General features: G+C 66.5%; 14 protein-coding genes. 5 read left to right on the top strand and 9 right to left on the bottom strand.

Going from position 1 to position 15,556, the window contains the following annotated elements; genetic code table 11:
- Position 1: 1 nt before the first annotated feature.
- The 4 genes from iscU to uvrB all read right to left on the bottom strand — a co-directional run bounded on the left by iscU (position 2) and on the right by uvrB (position 4,677).
- Positions 2–424 (bottom strand): Fe-S cluster assembly scaffold IscU, encoded by a 423-nt coding sequence (gene iscU / locus AC1RGU_RS16155; RefSeq protein ID WP_062473231.1) that lies wholly within the window; start codon positions 422–424, stop codon positions 2–4.
- A gap of 50 nt (positions 425–474) precedes the next feature.
- Entirely contained in the window at positions 475–1,695 is a 1,221-nt protein-coding gene (locus tag AC1RGU_RS16150) for an IscS subfamily cysteine desulfurase (protein ID WP_062473230.1), read from the bottom strand.
- 89 nt (positions 1,696–1,784) lie between these two features.
- Positions 1,785–2,321 (bottom strand): Fe-S cluster assembly transcriptional regulator IscR, encoded by a 537-nt coding sequence (gene iscR / locus AC1RGU_RS16145; RefSeq protein ID WP_056580055.1) that lies wholly within the window; start codon positions 2,319–2,321, stop codon positions 1,785–1,787.
- 238 nt (positions 2,322–2,559) lie between these two features.
- Positions 2,560–4,677, bottom strand: a complete 2,118-nt coding sequence (gene uvrB / locus AC1RGU_RS16140; protein ID WP_492696872.1) for an excinuclease ABC subunit UvrB — start codon at positions 4,675–4,677, stop codon at positions 2,560–2,562.
- Between the two features lie 105 nt (positions 4,678–4,782).
- On the opposite strand from uvrB, the gene AC1RGU_RS16135 reads away from it, so the two are divergent.
- The 4 genes from AC1RGU_RS16135 (at position 4,783) to AC1RGU_RS16120 (ending at position 8,879) form a co-directional block, all read left to right on the top strand.
- A complete protein-coding gene (locus tag AC1RGU_RS16135) occupies positions 4,783–5,979 on the top strand; it encodes an amino acid aminotransferase (protein WP_369646673.1) in 1,197 nt (398 codons plus the stop codon).
- Between the two features lie 155 nt (positions 5,980–6,134).
- A complete protein-coding gene (locus AC1RGU_RS16130; RefSeq protein WP_492684071.1) occupies positions 6,135–7,595 on the top strand; it encodes a polyhydroxyalkanoate depolymerase in 1,461 nt (486 codons plus the stop codon).
- A 19-nt stretch (positions 7,596–7,614) separates the two neighbouring features.
- Positions 7,615–8,247, top strand: a complete 633-nt coding sequence (locus AC1RGU_RS16125; RefSeq protein ID WP_492696871.1) for an RnfABCDGE type electron transport complex subunit B — start codon at positions 7,615–7,617, stop codon at positions 8,245–8,247.
- Complete coding sequence (locus AC1RGU_RS16120) at positions 8,244–8,879, top strand: LysE family translocator (protein ID WP_095947175.1); 636 nt, start codon at positions 8,244–8,246, stop codon at positions 8,877–8,879. Before AC1RGU_RS16125 ends, AC1RGU_RS16120 begins: the two co-directional genes overlap by 4 nt.
- A 6-nt stretch (positions 8,880–8,885) precedes the next feature.
- Here AC1RGU_RS16120 and yedA read toward each other — a convergent pair whose 3' ends face one another.
- On the bottom strand, positions 8,886–9,809 hold the full coding sequence (gene yedA / locus AC1RGU_RS16115) for a drug/metabolite exporter YedA (RefSeq protein WP_492696870.1): 924 nt from the start codon (positions 9,807–9,809) through the stop codon (positions 8,886–8,888).
- A 116-nt stretch (positions 9,810–9,925) separates the two neighbouring features.
- Here yedA and AC1RGU_RS16110 point away from each other — a divergent pair, with 116 nt between their 5' ends.
- The gene (locus AC1RGU_RS16110) at positions 9,926–10,423 is read left to right on the top strand and encodes an Lrp/AsnC family transcriptional regulator (RefSeq protein WP_062473217.1); all 498 of its coding nucleotides are present in this window, start codon (positions 9,926–9,928) and stop codon (positions 10,421–10,423) included.
- On the opposite strand, the gene AC1RGU_RS16105 is transcribed toward AC1RGU_RS16110, so the two are convergent.
- Genes AC1RGU_RS16105 through AC1RGU_RS16090 form a run of 4 tightly spaced genes read right to left on the bottom strand, consistent with a single transcriptional unit; the run spans position 10,413 to position 15,546 of the window.
- Complete coding sequence (locus AC1RGU_RS16105; protein WP_492696869.1) at positions 10,413–10,898, bottom strand: VOC family protein; 486 nt, start codon at positions 10,896–10,898, stop codon at positions 10,413–10,415. The genes AC1RGU_RS16110 and AC1RGU_RS16105 overlap by 11 nt on opposite strands.
- Positions 10,895–11,932, bottom strand: a complete 1,038-nt coding sequence (gene bioB / locus AC1RGU_RS16100; RefSeq protein WP_492696868.1) for a biotin synthase BioB — start codon at positions 11,930–11,932, stop codon at positions 10,895–10,897. Before bioB ends, AC1RGU_RS16105 begins: the two co-directional genes overlap by 4 nt.
- Complete coding sequence (accC, locus tag AC1RGU_RS16095) at positions 11,932–13,980, bottom strand: acetyl-CoA carboxylase biotin carboxylase subunit (protein ID WP_095947173.1); 2,049 nt, start codon at positions 13,978–13,980, stop codon at positions 11,932–11,934. Before accC ends, bioB begins: the two co-directional genes overlap by 1 nt.
- Before the next feature lie 21 nt (positions 13,981–14,001).
- Positions 14,002–15,546, bottom strand: coding sequence for an acyl-CoA carboxylase subunit beta (locus AC1RGU_RS16090; RefSeq protein ID WP_062473211.1), 1,545 nt, complete (start codon positions 15,544–15,546; stop codon positions 14,002–14,004).
- Positions 15,547–15,556: the final 10 nt, after the last annotated feature.

Below are 15,556 nucleotides of genomic sequence, written 5' to 3'. Positions count from 1 at the left end.
CTCAGTGAACAGCAGCTTCGGCGGTCGACTCGGGGGTCTTGGCGCCGTGCTTGGCCTTGTAGTCGCTCACGGCCGCCTTGATGGCGTCTTCCGCGAGGATCGAGCAGTGGATCTTGACCGGCGGCAGCGCCAGTTCTTCGGCGATCTGCGCGTTCTTGAGGGCTGCCGCTTCGTCGAGCGTCTTGCCCTTGACCCATTCGGTCACGAGCGACGACGAGGCGATGGCCGAGCCGCAGCCGTAGGTCTTGAAGCGCGCGTCTTCGATCACGCCGGTTTCGGGGTTGACCTTGATCTGCAGCTTCATCACGTCGCCGCAAGCCGGTGCGCCGACCATGCCGGTGCCTACCGAGTCGTCGCCCTTTTCGAAGGAGCCGACGTTGCGGGGATTTTCGTAGTGGTCGATGACCTTGGAAGAATATGCCATGGTGTACCTCTCAAACTTTGTTCAATCGTGGAGCCTTGGGCTGGCCTGGGTCAGTGTGCCGACCACTGGATCGTGCTGATGTCGACGCCGTCCTGGAACATCTCCCACAGGGGGCTCAGCTCGCGCAGCTTGGCGACGTTGTGCTTGATGGTCGAGATGGCGTAGTCGATTTCTTCTTCGGTCGTGAAACGGCCGATGGTCATGCGCAGGCTGCTGTGGGCCAGCTCGTCGCTGCGGCCCAGGGCGCGCAGCACATAACTGGGCTCCAGGCTGGCCGAGGTGCAGGCCGAACCCGACGACACCGCCAGGCCCTTGATGCCCATGATCAGCGACTCGCCTTCGACGTAGTTGAAGCTCATGTTCAGGTTGTGCGGCACACGGCGCTCGAGGTCGCCGTTGATGAAGACCTGTTCGACATCCTTCAGGCCGTCGAGCAGGCGCTTCTGCAGACGCGCCGCATGGGCGATGTCGTCCTTCATCTCGAGCTTGGCGATGCGGTAGGCCTCGCCCATGCCGACGATCTGGTGCGTGGGCAGCGTGCCCGAGCGCATGCCGCGCTCATGGCCACCGCCGTGCATCTGCGCTTCGAGGCGGATGCGCGGCTTGCGGCGCACGTACAGCGCGCCGATGCCCTTGGGGCCGTAGGTCTTGTGCGAAGCCAGGCTCATCAGGTCGATGGGCAGCTTCGTGATGTCGATGTCGATCTTGCCGGTGGCCTGGGCCGAGTCGACGTGGAAGATCACGCCCTTTTCGCGGCAGGCGTTGCCCAGCGCGACCACGTCCTGGATCACGCCGATTTCGTTGTTCACGAAGAGCACGCTGGCCAGGATGGTGTCGGGACGGATGGCCGCCTTGAACTTCTCGAGATCGACAAGGCCGTTTTCCTCGACGTCGAGGTAGGTCACTTCGAAGCCCTGGCGCTCGAGTTCGCGCATGGTGTCGAGCACGGCCTTGTGCTCGGTCTTCAGGGTGATCAGGTGCTTGCCCTTGCCCTTGTAGAAGTGGGCCGCGCCCTTGAGCGCCAGGTTGATCGACTCGGTGGCGCCCGACGACCAGACGATCTCACGCGGGTCGGCGTTGATCAGGTCGGCCACCTGGCCGCGCGCCTTTTCGACCGCTTCTTCGGCTTCCCAGCCCCAGGCGTGGCTGCGCGATGCCGGGTTGCCGAAATGTTCGCGCAACCAGGGAATCATGGCGTCGACCACACGCGGGTCAACCGGCGTGGTGGCGCCGTAATCGAGATAGATCGGGAAATGAGGAGTGACGTCCATGGCTGGCTCGGGCTGGCGTGGGGGGTTGTGTTCTGGGATCAGGGCAAACTCAGGGCGATGCCCGCAGGCATCGCCGGACTCATCGGGGGTCAGGACTTCGCGAAGACGTTGCCGAGGGCGAAGACCGAATTCGGCGCATTCACGCGGATGGGCTTGACCACCGGCTGGGCCGAGATGGCGCGCTTGACGACCGGCTTGTTCTCGATCTGCACGCCCTTGGCGATCTGGTCGTCGACCAGCTTCTGCAGCGTGACGGAGTCGAGGAACTCGACCATGCGCTGGTTCAGCGAGGCCCACAGTTCGTGCGTCATGCAGCGACCCTGCTCACCGAGGCAGTTTTCCTTGCCGCCGCACTGCGTGGCATCGATCGGCTCGTCGACGGACACGATGATGTCGGCGACCGTGATGTCCGCCGCCTTGCGTCCGAGGCTGTAGCCGCCGCCGGGGCCGCGGGTCGACTCGACCAGCTCGTGGCGGCGCAGTTTGCCGAACAGCTGTTCGAGGTACGACAACGAAATCTGCTGCCGCTGGCTGATCGCAGCCAGCGTGACCGGACCGGTGTTCTGACGCAACGCCAGATCGATCATTGCTGTGACCGCAAAACGGCCTTTGGTAGTGAGACGCATCGCAAGCTCCTTCAAGTGCTTACCGTTGAAATGACACCACGGCCTTGGGCCGCGGTGACTTCGTCTCCGCCCTGCCCGACCCCGACGCTGGTGAACCAGCCGGTAGGAGTCGGTCCTTCATCGCGAAGTTCTTTGTTGTTGAGTATTTCGGTCAAGTATAGCAGAAGCCCCTGAGATCTGCTCGGGTAAACCCCAGCGCGGCTCGCTTGAAGAAAGCGAACTTATGACCTAGCCGAAATCAGGACGTCAGACCGGCGATGTTGTCGCCGCCCGACGCCCCGAACGCCTGCTCGCGCAGCAGCGCCAGCTGGTCGCGCACCCGGGCCGCCTTTTCGAACTCGAGGTTGCGGGCGTGCTCCAGCATCTGCTTCTCGAGCCGCTTGATCTCCCGGGCGATGTCCTTCTCGCTCATGTCCTCGACCTTGGCGCGTTCCAGGTCGAGCTTGGCCATTTCCTTGCCGGTCTTTTCGCTGTAGACGCCGTCGATCAGGTCGCGCACCTGCTTCACGATGCTGCGCGGCGTGATGCCGTTCGCCTCGTTGTGGGCGATCTGCCGGTTGCGGCGGCGCTCGGTCTCGCCCATGGCCTTCTTCATCGACTCGGTCATCCGGTCGGCATAAAGAATGGCCTTGCCGTTCAGGTTGCGCGCCGCGCGGCCGATGGTCTGGATCAGCGAGCGCTCCGCGCGCAGGAAGCCTTCCTTGTCGGCATCGAGGATCGCCACCAGCGACACCTCGGGAATGTCCAGCCCCTCGCGCAGCAGGTTGATGCCCACCAGCACGTCGAAGGTGCCCAGGCGCAGGTCGCGCAGGATCTCGACCCGCTCCACCGTGTCGACGTCGCTGTGCAGGTAGCGCACCTTCACGCCGTTGTCGCCCAGGTAGTCGGTGAGCTGCTCGGCCATGCGCTTGGTCAGCGTGGTGATCAGCACGCGCTCGTTCTTGTCGACGCGGATGCGGATCTCGCCCAGCACGTCGTCGACCTGGTGCGTGGCGGGACGCACCTCGACCTCGGGGTCGATCAGCCCGGTCGGCCGCACCAGCTGCTCGACGACGTTGCCGGCGTGGTCCTTTTCGTACTGCGCCGGCGTGGCCGACACGAAGATGCACTGGCGCACCCGCTTTTCGAACTCCTCGAGCTTGAGCGGCCGGTTGTCCAGCGCGCTGGGCAAGCGAAAGCCGTACTCGACCAGCGTGACCTTGCGCGCCCGGTCGCCGTTGTACATGGCACTGAGCTGACCCATCATCTGATGGCTCTCGTCGAGGAACATCAGCGAGTCCTTCGGCATGTAGTCGGTGAGCGTGGCCGGCGGGTCGCCGGGCTCCGCGCCCGAAAGGTGCCGCGTGTAGTTCTCGATGCCCTTGCAGTGGCCGATCTCGGCCAGCATTTCCAGGTCGAAGCGCGTGCGCTGCTCCAGCCGCTGCGCCTCGACCAGCTTGCCCGAGCCGGTCAGCTCCTTGAGCCGGCCGGCCAGCTCGATCTTGATGGTTTCGACCGCCGCCAGCACCTTGTCGCGCGGCGTCACGTAGTGGCTCGACGGGTACACCGTGAAGCGCGGCACCTTCTGGCGGATGCGCCCGGTGAGCGGGTCGAACAGCTGCAAAGATTCGATCTCGTCGTCGAACAGCTCAAAGCGGATCGCCAGCTCGCTGTGCTCGGCCGGAAACACGTCGATGGTGTCACCACGCACCCGGAACGTGCCGCGGGCAAAGTCCTGCTCGTTGCGCGTGTACTGCATGCGGATGAGCCGCGAGATCAGGTCGCGCTGGCCGACCTTGTCGCCCACGCGGGCGATCAGCCGCATCTCCATGTAGTCCTCGGGCGTGCCGATGCCGTAGATGGCGCTCACCGTGGCCACGATCACCGTGTCGCGCCGCTCCAGCACGCTCTTGGTGGCCGACAGCCGCATCTGCTCGATGTGCTCGTTGATCGAGGAGTCCTTCTCGATGAACAGATCGCGCTGCGGCACGTAGGCCTCGGGCTGGTAGTAGTCGTAGTAGCTCACGAAGTACTCGACGGCGTTCTTCGGGAAGAACTCGCGGAATTCGCTGTACAGCTGCGCCGCCAGTGTCTTGTTGGGCGCGAACACGATGGCCGGGCGCCCCAGCCGGGCGATCACGTTGGCCATGGTGAAGGTCTTGCCCGAACCGGTCACGCCCAGCAGGGTCTGGAACACCTCGCCGTCGAGCACCCCGGCCACCAGGCCGTCGATGGCCGCGGGCTGGTCGCCCGCCGGCGGATAGGGCTGGAACAGCTCGAACGGCGAATCCGGGTAGCGGATGAATTCGCCCTGCTTCGCCGGCCCGATGGGGTCGAGTTTCTTCAGGTCTGCTATGGCTTCGGTGTTCTCTGGCATGGCTGTTCCCGACAGGTGGCGTGGCGCCGGTAAAATTCAAGGCAACCGGAAAGGATAAAGCCTCCTCCGGTTGCCAGCGAAGCTTTCATCCCAAAGGACCTTTCCATGTCTATGTTCACCGCGGTCGAAATGGCGCCGCGCGACCCGATCCTCGGCCTCAACGAGCAATTTGCAGCCGACACCAACCCCCTCAAGGTCAATCTCGGCGTCGGCGTGTATTACGACGACAACGGCAAGCTGCCCCTGCTCCAGTGCGTGCAGGCCGCAGAGCAGAACATGATGAAGGCCCCCTCGGCCCGCGGCTACCTGCCGATCGACGGCATCGTGGCCTACGACAACGCCGTCAAGGGCCTCGTCTTCGGCCCCGAGAGCGAGCCCGTCACCTCCGGCCGCGTGGCCACCATCCAGGCCATCGGCGGCACCGGCGGCCTGAAGGTCGGCGCCGACTTCCTCAAGAAGCTCAACCCCAACGCCACCGTGCTGATCAGCGACCCGAGCTGGGAAAACCACCGCGCGCTGTTCACCAACGCCGGTTTCACGGTCGAGAGCTACCCCTACTACGACGCCGCCCAGCGCGGCATCAACTTCGACGGCATGCTGGCCGCCCTGAACGCGGCACCGGCCGGCACCATCGTCGTGTTGCACGCCTGCTGCCACAACCCGACCGGCTACGACATCACCCCCGCGCAGTGGGACCAGGTGGTCGCCGCCGTCAAGGCCAAGGGCCTCGTGCCCTTCCTCGACATGGCCTACCAGGGCTTCGGCTATGGCCTGAAGGAAGACGGCGCGGCGGTTGCCAAGTTCGTCGACGCCGGCCTGACCTTCTTCGTGTCGACCTCGTTCTCCAAGAGCTTCAGCCTGTACGGCGAGCGCGTCGGCGCCCTGTCGGTGCTGTGCGAGAACAAGGAAGAAGCGGGCCGCGTGCTGTCGCAACTCAAGATCGCCATCCGCACCAACTACAGCAACCCGCCGATCCACGGCGGCGCCGTGGTGGCCGCGGTGCTGGGCACCCCCGAGCTGCGCGCCCTGTGGGAAAAGGAACTGGGCGAGATGCGCGTGCGCATCAAGGCCATGCGCCAGAAGCTGGTCGACGGCCTGAAGGCCGCCGGCGTGAAGGAAGACATGAGCTTCATCACCACCCAGATCGGCATGTTCAGCTACTCGGGCCTGACCAAGGACCAGATGGTGCGCCTGCGCAACGAGTTCGGCGTGTACGGCACCGACACCGGCCGCATGTGCGTCGCCGCGCTCAACAGCAAGAACATCGACTACGTCTGCGCGTCGATTGCGAAGGTCATCTAGGTGACAACCGGGTGTGACTGAATCGACTTTTTGACGATTCGTTCACATTCGGCCACAGAAGCCGAATCCGGCCCGCTGCGGGCTAGGGTTCGGCCCCCTGCGCCGCGGCAAATGCACTGATATATTGCACTGCAACATCCACTCAAAGACCCGCGATGCTCTATCAACTCTACGAAGCCCAGCGTTCCCTGATGGAGCCCTTCTCGGACTTCGCCCAGGCCGCCTCCAAGCTCTACGGCCCCGGCGCCGTCTGGAGCCAACTGCCGATGGCACAGCGCATGGCCGCCGGCTATGACCTGCTGTACCGGCTGGGCAAGGACTACGAGAAGCCCGAGTTCAACATCAAGTCCGTCAAGGTCGACGGCGAAGAGGTCGTGATCCAGGAGGCCGTCGAGCTCGACAAGCCCTTCTGCGAACTGCGCCGCTTCAAGCGCTTCACCGACGAACCGCACATCCTCAAGACGCTCAAGAGCCAGCCCGTGGTGCTGATCGTGGCGCCGCTGTCGGGCCATTACGCCACTCTGCTGCGCGACACCGTGCGCACCATGCTGCAGGACCACAAGGTCTACATCACCGACTGGAAGAACGCGCGCCTGGTGCCGCTGTCCGACGGCGAGTTCCACCTGGACGACTACATCAACTACGTGCAGGAGTTCATCCGCCGCCTGCAGGCCGAGTACGGCAACTGCCACGTCGTGAGCGTGTGCCAGCCCACCGTGCCGGTGCTGGCGGCCGTGTCGCTCATGGCCAGCCGCGGCGAGCCGCTGCCCCTGACGATGACCATGATGGGCGGTCCGATCGACGCGCGCAAATCGCCCACGGCCGTGAACAACCTCGCGACCAACAAGAGCTTCGAGTGGTTCGAGAACAACGTGATCTACCGCGTGCCGCAAGGCTTCCCGGGCGCGGGCCGCAAGGTCTACCCGGGCTTCCTGCAGCACACGGGCTTCGTGGCCATGAACCCCGACCGCCACGCCAGCAGCCACTACGACTACTTCAAGGACCTGATCAAGGGTGACGACGCCAGCGCCGAAGCCCATCGCAAGTTCTACGACGAGTACAACGCCGTGCTCGACATGGACGCGGATTACTACCTGGAGACCATCCGCACGGTGTTCCAGGACTTCGACCTGGTCAACGGCACCTGGGACGTGAAGAGCCCCGCCGGCCAGGTGGAGCGCGTGCGTCCGCAGGACATCCACGCCACCGCCCTGCTCACCGTCGAAGGCGAACTCGACGACATCTCCGGCTCGGGCCAGACCCAGGCCGCGCACAGCCTGTGCACCGGCATCGCCGACGCCAAGCGCGAGCACTACGAGGTCAAGGGCGCGGGCCACTACGGCATCTTCAGCGGCCGCCGCTGGCGCGATCTGGTCTACCCGAAGGTGCGCAACTTCATCGCCGCCAGCGACGAGCCCCAGCGCCGCGCCGGTGCGCGCGAAGAGCTGCCGGCCGAAGACCGCATCAAGCCCGGCCAGAAGCTGAAGGTCGTGGCTACCGCTGCAGCCCGCAAGACGCCGGTCGCCGCCAAGAAGGCGGTCGCCGTGAAGGCTGCGCCGGCCGCCAAGAAGCCGGCCGCAGCGGCAAAGAAGCCGCGCGCCAGCGCCGCGCGCTGAGCCGCGCGCATCACCCACCGTGAACGGGCTGGCCGCACGCATCAACGACGCACTGCCTCAAACGCAGTGCACACGGTGCGGCTACCCGGATTGCGCAGGCTACGCGCAGGCCATCGCCGACGGCGAGGCGGGCATCAACCAGTGCCCGCCCGGCGGTGCCGAGGGCATCGAGCGCATTGCGCTGCTCACCGGCCGCGCCGCGCTGCCGCTCGATCCGCAGTTCGGCACCGAAGGCCCGCGCGCCATGGCGCTCATCGACGAGGCCTGGTGCATCGGCTGCACGCTGTGCCTCGATGCCTGCCCGACCGACGCGATCATCGGCATCCACAAGCGCATGCACACGGTGATCGAGGCGCACTGCACGGGCTGCGAGCTGTGCATTCCGGTGTGCCCGGTCGATTGCATCTCCCTCGAAGTCGAAACACCCGGCCGCAGCGGCTGGCAGGCGTGGTCGCAGGCACAGGCCGAGGCCGCCCTGCAGCGCTACAAGCTGCACGCCCGACATCGCGAGACCGCGAAGCGTGAGGCCGACCCCGCGCCTGCCGCCGCCGAACCGCAGGCCGCCGACACGCGCAAGCGCTCCATCGTCGAAGCCGCCCTGGCGCGCGCCCGGGCCGCCGCCGAACAACGCCAAGCCGCCACCAAGCCATGACCCTCGACACCCTGCTGATCTATGCCGTCGCCTCGCTCGCCCTGGCGGTGATTCCCGGCCCGACCATGCTGCTGGCGCTGTCCAACGGCATCGACGGCGGCATGCGCCGCGCCAGCTGGGGCATCGCGGGCGCGTCGCTGGGCAGCGTCTCGCTGATCGCAGTCGTGGCGCTCGGGCTGGGCTCGCTGCTCGCGGCTTCGGAATGGCTCTTCAACGCGATCCGCGTCGCGGGCGTGGCCTACCTGGTGTGGCTCGGCATCAAGCTGTGGCGCAGCGAAGCGACCGACCTGGGCACAGCGCTGGCCAAGTCGGCCGTCGAGGTCCGTCCGCACGGGCGCATCGCCCTCGTGCGCAGCCTGATGGTGGCGCTGTCGAACCCGAAGACGGTGCTGTTCTTCGCCGCCTTCCTGCCCCAGTTCATCGACACCGCCAAGCCCCAGGGCATGCAGTACCTGGTGCTGGGCGCGATCTTCGTGGCGCTCGACACCTGCGTGATGCTGGCCTATGCCGGCGCCGGCACGCAGGCCGTGCGCTGGCTCTCACGCCGCGGCCTCAAGGTGCTCAACCGCAGTTGCGCGGTCGGCATGTGGCTGCTGGCGGCCACCCTCGCCTTCTGGCGCCGCCCGGCTTGAGTTCGATCAGCCCTTCTGCGGGCGCTTGAAGAGCAACAGCAGCACGCCCGCCAGCACCACGCCCACGGCGTACCACTCGAAGCGCGTGACAGTCTCGTGGGCGATCCACACGCCCAGCAGCATCGCGATCACCGGATTGACGAAGGTGTAGCTCGCCGCCACCCCGGCCGGCGCCTGCGCGAGCAGCACCATGTAGGCGTTGAACGCGATCAGCGAGCCGAACACCACGAGGTAGACCCACGCCCCCAGCGCCACCGGCTGCGGCGGCCAGCTCATCGTTTCGCCCGACACCGCGGCCAGCACCATCAGCACCACGCCGCCGCACAGCATCTCGCTCGCGAAGCCCATGGCGCCGGGCGCCAGCAGCAGCTTGCGCTGGCTCAGCACGCTGCCGAGCGACCAACAGATGCAGGCCACGCAGATCGCGACCAGCCCCTCGGGCGAGGCCTTGAAGCCGCTGCCCTGCGTGAGCATCAGCACGCCGACCAGCCCCAGCGCGATGCCGACCGCTTCGAGCCGCGCCGGCTTCACGCCCCAGATCAGGTTCAAGAGCGCAATCAGCAACGGAATGACGGCGATGAACGCCACCACCAGCCCCGAGCCGATCGACACCTCGGCCAGGGCCGTGCCGCCCATGCCGCCGCCGAGCATCAGCGCGCCGACGACCAGCGCATTGCGCCACTGCAGGCGCGTCGGCCAGGGCGTGCCGCGCCAGCGCATCCACGCCGCCAGCAGCACGCCCGCGACCAGGAAGCGCGAGCCCATCTGCAGGAACGGCGGAAAGCTGATCAGCGCGTACTTGATGGCCAGGTAGGTCGAGCCCCAGACCACCCAGGTGGCGGCCAGGCACAGCCACAGCAGCGGCGTCAGCCGGGGACGCGAGGAGGAAGCGGCAGGCGCGGCCTGCGCGGGCGTGGCGAGTGTCGACATATCGAGGGTGTCTCTTCTTGGTATGGAATGCCCGTCATGGTATGAAAGCCATGGGCCGGCAGCCATGCGAATTTCATGGTTCTGCTCGCACCGTACCGTCGAATTAAAGGACTTCCATGGACTTCACCTTGACCCCCACGCTGGACGCCCACGACACCCGCATCCTGGCCGAACTGCAGGCCGACGCCCGCCTGAGCATGGCCGAGCTGGGCCGCCGCGTGCACCTGAGCCAGCCGGCCGTGACCGAGCGCGTGAAAAAGCTGGAAGCCGCCGGCGTCATCACCGGCTACCGCGCCACCGTGAACCTCACGCGGCTGGGCTACGGCATCCGCGGAATCATCCGCGTCGGGCGCGCCGACTACGACCTCGTGGTGAAACTGGTGCAGGAGACGCCCGAATGCGTCAATGCCTACAACGTGACCGGCGAGGACAGCTGGATCCTCGAGATCGCCGTGATCGACGTGCCGCACCTCGATGCGGTGCTCGCCAAGTTCTGCATCCTGACCGAGACCGCGACCTCGATCATCCTGAACCCGGCGCGCGAGCACCAGCCGATGCTGCCGCCGCAGCGCGCCGACGTGAAGCCGCCGGTGCGCAAGGCGCTCAGCGCGTAGCGGCGAGCGCGTTGAAGGCCGTCACCACCTCGGGCGGCGCCTGCACCATCTCGACCAGCACGCCCTCGCCCGAGATCGGGAACTCGTCGTTGGACTTGGGGTGCAAGAAGCAGATGTCGAAACCGGCCGCGCCCTTGCGGATGCCGCCCGGCGCAAAGCGCACGCCCTGCGCCGTGAGCCATTCGACGGCCTTGGGCAGGTCGTCGATCCACAGGCCGACGTGGTTCAGCGGCGTGGTGTGCACCGCCGGTTTCTTCTCGGGGTCCAGCGGCTGCATCAGGTCGACCTCGACCTTGAACGGGCCGCTGCCCATCGAACAGATGTCTTCGTCGACGTTCTCGCGCTCGCTGCGGAAGGTGCCCGTCACCTCGAGCCCCAGCATGTCGACCCACAGCTTCTGCAGCCGCAGCTTGTCGGGACCGCCGATGGCGATCTGCTGGATGCCCAGCACCTTGAAGGGACGCGGCGTGGTCATGCGCAGCCGCCTTCTTCCGCCTGCTCCTGCGTGCGGTGCGAGCGCAGGCCGAGCTTGCGCAGCAGCTGCACGTCGGCATCGGCGTCGGGGTTGCCGGTGACCAGCAGCTTGTCGCCGTAGAAGATCGAGTTGGCGCCGGCCATGAAGCACAGGGCCTGCACCGCCTCGCCCATCTGCTGGCGGCCGGCCGACAGGCGCACGCGTGCGGTCGGCATCGTGATGCGCGCCACGGCGATCATGCGCACGAAGTCGAAGGGATCGACCGGCTCCGAGTCGGCCAGTGGCGTGCCGGGCACGCGCACCAGGCTGTTGATCGGCACCGACTCGGGGTACGGGTCCATGTTGGCGAGCTGCGCGATCAGCCCGGCGCGGTGCACCGGCTGCTCGCCCATGCCCACGATGCCGCCGCAGCACACGCTGATGCCAGCGCCGCGCACGGCCGCCAGCGTGTCCAGGCGGTCCTGGTAGGTGCGCGTGTCGACCACGTCGGTGTAGTACTCGGGCGCGGTGTCCAGGTTGTGGTTGTAGTAATCCAGGCCCGCGGCCTTGAGCTGCTGCGCGTGGTGCGGCTCCAGCATGCCCAGCGTGGCGCAGGTCTGCAGCCCCAGGCCCTTCACGGCCTCGACCAGCACCGCCACCTTCTCGACGTCGCGGTCCTTGGGCGCGCGCCAGGCGGCGCCCATGCAAAAGCGCGTGGCGCCGGCGTCCTTGGCGGCCTGCGCGGCGCGCACCACCTCGTCGACCTCCATGAGCTTTTGCGCCTTCACGCCGGTGTCGAACTCGGCCGACTGCGGGCAGTAGCCGCAGTTCTCGGGGCAGCCGCCGGTCTTCACCGACAGCAGCGTGGCCAGCTCGATGTCGCCCTCGGGGAAATGCCGGCGGTGCACGGTCTGCGCCTCGAACAGCAGTTCCATGAAAGGCTTGTCGAGCAGCGCCTGGATGGCCTCCACGGACCAGGGGCCCTGGGGCGTTGCCACGGCCTTGGCCGGGCGGTGCAGCGTGATTGCTGCCTGTTGCAGGTCGTTGGCACCCATCAGTTGAACTCCAGAATGATTTGGTCGACGGCGAGCGATTCGCCCTTGGCCGCCGAGATCTTGCCCACCACGCCGTCCTGCGTGGCGAACAGCACGTTTTCCATCTTCATGGCCTCGATCACGGCCAGCTTCTCGCCGGCCTGGACCTGTTGCCCCGGCTGCACCGACACCTCGACCAGCAGGCCCGGCATCGGCGACATCAGGAACTTGCTGAGGTCGGGCGGCGCCTTGTAGGGCATCAGCTCGAGCAGGCGCGCACCCAGCGGCGACAGCACCATGGTCTCGATCTGCGTGCCGTCGTGCGACACGCGCAGTGCCAGCGGGTTCTTGCCCGCGCCGCGCTCCACCTGCGCCGTGAACGGCTTGCCGTTGGCCGTGCCCTGCACGCGCACCGCGCCCAGCGCGAAGTCGCTCTCGATCTGGTAGCGCTTGTCGCCCACCGTGACGGCGCTGGCGCCGGTCTTGTCCTGGAAGTCGCTCACCGACACCGCGTGGTGCACGTGCTTGCCCTCGGGGCCCAGCTCGACCACCACGAACTGCTCGCCCACCTTCACGCCGTGGCCCGCGAGCTGCCCGCTGATGCCCGAGGCGCGCGCGCGGTAGCGGCGATTGACGAAGGCGGCCAGCGCCACCAGGAACGCCGGATCGGCGTGCGGCACGTCTTCCGCATGGAAGCCCTTGCCGTAATGCTCGGCGATGAAGCCGGTGTTGAAATCTCCCGCCACGAACTTCGGATGCGCCAGCAGCGCGGCCTGGAACGGGATGTTGCTGCTGATGCCGCGGATCACGAAGCCGTTGAGCGCCTCGCGCATGAGGGCGATGGCCTCGTTGCGGTCCTTGCCGTGCACGATGAGCTTGGCGATCATCGAGTCGTAGTACATCGGGATCTCGCCGCCGTCGTACACGCCGGTGTCCACGCGCACGCCGTGCAGATGGCCCGTGTCGCTCGCGAACATGCTCTCGGCCGGGGGCTGGAACTTCACCAGACGGCCCGTCGAGGGCAGGAAGTTGCGGAACGGGTCTTCGGCGTTGATGCGGCACTCGATGGCCCAGCCGTCGCGCTTCACGTCGGCCTGCGCCAGCGGCAGCTTCTCGCCGGCCGCCACGCGGATCATCAGCTCGACCAGATCCAGGCCGGTGATGCATTCCGTCACCGGATGCTCCACCTGCAGGCGCGTGTTCATCTCCAGGAAGTAGAAGCTCTGGTCCTTGCCGACCACGAACTCCACCGTGCCCGCGCTCTGGTACTTCACGGCCTTGGCCAGTGCCACGGCCTGCTCGCCCATCGCCTTGCGCGTGGCGTCGGTGATGAAGGGCGACGGCGCCTCCTCGATCACCTTCTGGTGGCGGCGCTGAATGGAGCACTCGCGCTCGTTCAGGTAGATGACGTTGCCGTGCGAATCGCCCAGCACCTGGATCTCGATGTGGCGCGGCTCCTCGACGAACTTCTCGATGAACACGCGGTCGTCGCCGAAGGAATTGCGCGCCTCGTTGCGGCACGAGGTGAAGCCCTCGAAGGCCTCCTTGTCGTTGAAGGCCACGCGCAGGCCCTTGCCGCCGCCGCCGGCCGAGGCCTTGATCATCACCGGGTAGCCGATGTCCTTGGCAATCTCGACGGCGCGCTCGGCCGTCTCGATGGCGTCGTTCCAGCCCGGGATGGTGTTGACCTGGGCTTCGTTCGCGAGCTTCTTCGAGGCGATCTTGTCGCCCATGGCCGCGATCGAATAGTGCTTCGGGCCGATGAAGGCAATGCCCTCTTCCTCGACCTTGCGCGCAAAGGCTTCGTTCTCCGACAGGAAGCCGTAGCCCGGGTGCACGGCTTCGGCGCCCGTCTTCTTGCAGGCCGCGATGATGCGGTCGGCTTGCAGGTAGCTCTCACGGCTGGGCGCGGCGCCGATGTGCACGGCCTCGTCGGCCAGCTCGACGTGGCGGGCTTCCTTGTCGGCGTCGGAGTAGACGGCGACGGTCAGGATGCCCATCTTCTTGGCCGTTTGAATCACGCGGCAGGCGATTTCACCGCGGTTGGCGATCAGGATCTTCTTGAACATGTTCTTCTTTCTCCGTGCGGCTCAGAGCGGAATGTTTCCGTGCTTGCGCCACGGGTTCTCGAGCTTCTTTTCGCGCAGCATCACGAGCGAGCGGCAGATGCGCTTGCGCGTCTCGTGCGGCAGGATCACGTCGTCGATGTAGCCGCGCGCGCCGGCCACGTACGGGTTGGCGAAGCGGGCCTTGTATTCGGCCTCGCGGGCGGCGAGCTTCTCGGGGTCGTTCTTGTCTTCGCGGAAGATGATCTCCACCGCGCCCTTGGCTCCCATCACCGCGATCTCGGCGCGCGGCCAGGCCAGGTTGACGTCGCCGCGCAGGTGCTTGGAGGCCATCACGTCGTACGCGCCGCCGTAGGCCTTGCGCGTGATGACGGTGATCTTGGGCACCGTGCACTCCGCGTACGCGTACAGCAGCTTGGCGCCGTGCTTGATGATGCCGCCGTACTCCTGACCGGTGCCGGGCATGAAGCCGGGCACGTCGACGAAGGTGATGACGGGGATGTTGAACGCATCGCAAAAGCGCACGAAGCGCGCCGCCTTGATGCTGCTCTTGATGTCCAGGCAGCCCGCCAGCACCAGCGGCTGGTTGGCCACGATGCCGACCGTCTGGCCTTCCATGCGCGCGAAGCCGATCACGATGTTCTTCGCGTAGTCGGGTTGCAGCTCGAAGAAGTCGCCGTCGTCCACCACCTTCAGGATCAGTTCCTTGATGTCGTAGGGCTTGTTCGGGTTGTCGGGCACCAGCGTGTCCAGCGAGTAGTCGGGCCGGTCGGCCGGGTCGCCCTGGCCGTCATTGCCCAGACGCACCGGCGGCTTCTCGCGGTTGTTCAGCGGCAGGTAGTTGTACAGGCGGCGCAGCATCATCAGCGCCTCGACGTCGTTCTCGAACGCCATGTCGGCCACGCCGCTGCGCGTGGTGTGGGTGATGGCACCGCCCAGTTCTTCGGCCGTCACGCTCTCGTGCGTCACGGTCTTCACCACCTCGGGGCCGGTGACGAACATGTAGCTGCTGTCCTTCACCATGAAGATGAAATCGGTCATGGCGGGCGAGTACACGGCGCCGCCGGCGCACGGGCCCATGATCATGCTGATCTGCGGCACCACGCCCGAAGCCATCACGTTGCGCTGGAACACGTCGGCATAGCCGCCCAACGAGGCCACGCCTTCCTGGATGCGGGCGCCGCCCGAATCGTTCAGGCCGATGACCGGTGCGCCGACCTTCATGGCCTGGTCCATCACCTTGCAGATCTTCTCGGCATGGGCTTCGCTGAGCGCGCCGCCGAAGACCGTGAAGTCCTGGCTGAACACGAACACGAGGCGGCCGTTGATCATGCCGTAGCCCGTGACCACGCCGTCGCCGGGGATCTTCTGCTCGGCCATGCCGAAGTCGACCGAGCGGTGCTCGACGAACATGTCCCACTCTTCAAACGTGCCGTCGTCGAGCAGCAGCTCGATGCGCTCGCGCGCCGTGAGCTTGCCCTTGGCGTGCTGCGCGTCGATGCGCTTCTGCCCGCCGCCGAGTCGCGCCTGGGCGCGCTTCTTTTCGAGTTGTTCGATCAGTTCTTGCATGGTGTGCTTC

The organism is Variovorax sp. GW823-FHT02B07 (assembly GCF_058797695.1).
Note: the sequence above shows the minus strand (reverse complement) of the source record. Positions and strands in the feature narration are given on the sequence as shown.

Excerpts from the sequence above, each read along its gene's own strand:
- AC1RGU_RS16090 (WP_062473211.1), bottom strand. The coding sequence starts at position 15,546 with ATGCAAGAACTGATCGAACAACTCGAAAAGAAGCGCGCCCAGGCGCGA.
- accC (WP_095947173.1), bottom strand. The coding sequence starts at position 13,980 with ATGTTCAAGAAGATCCTGATCGCCAACCGCGGTGAAATCGCCTGCCGC.
- AC1RGU_RS16105 (WP_492696869.1), bottom strand. The coding sequence starts at position 10,898 with ATGACCACGCCGCGTCCCTTCAAGGTGCTGGGCATCCAGCAGATCGCC.
- yedA (WP_492696870.1), bottom strand. The coding sequence starts at position 9,809 with ATGTCGACACTCGCCACGCCCGCGCAGGCCGCGCCTGCCGCTTCCTCC.
- AC1RGU_RS16120 (WP_095947175.1), top strand. The coding sequence starts at position 8,244 with ATGACCCTCGACACCCTGCTGATCTATGCCGTCGCCTCGCTCGCCCTG.
- iscR (WP_056580055.1), bottom strand. The coding sequence starts at position 2,321 with ATGCGTCTCACTACCAAAGGCCGTTTTGCGGTCACAGCAATGATCGAT.
- AC1RGU_RS16130 (WP_492684071.1), top strand. The coding sequence starts at position 6,135 with ATGCTCTATCAACTCTACGAAGCCCAGCGTTCCCTGATGGAGCCCTTC.
- AC1RGU_RS16110 (WP_062473217.1), top strand. The coding sequence starts at position 9,926 with ATGGACTTCACCTTGACCCCCACGCTGGACGCCCACGACACCCGCATC.
- iscU (WP_062473231.1), bottom strand. The coding sequence starts at position 424 with ATGGCATATTCTTCCAAGGTCATCGACCACTACGAAAATCCCCGCAAC.
- AC1RGU_RS16135 (WP_369646673.1), top strand. The coding sequence starts at position 4,783 with ATGTCTATGTTCACCGCGGTCGAAATGGCGCCGCGCGACCCGATCCTC.
- bioB (WP_492696868.1), bottom strand. The coding sequence starts at position 11,932 with ATGGGTGCCAACGACCTGCAACAGGCAGCAATCACGCTGCACCGCCCG.
- AC1RGU_RS16150 (WP_062473230.1), bottom strand. The coding sequence starts at position 1,695 with ATGGACGTCACTCCTCATTTCCCGATCTATCTCGATTACGGCGCCACC.
- uvrB (WP_492696872.1), bottom strand. The coding sequence starts at position 4,677 with ATGCCAGAGAACACCGAAGCCATAGCAGACCTGAAGAAACTCGACCCC.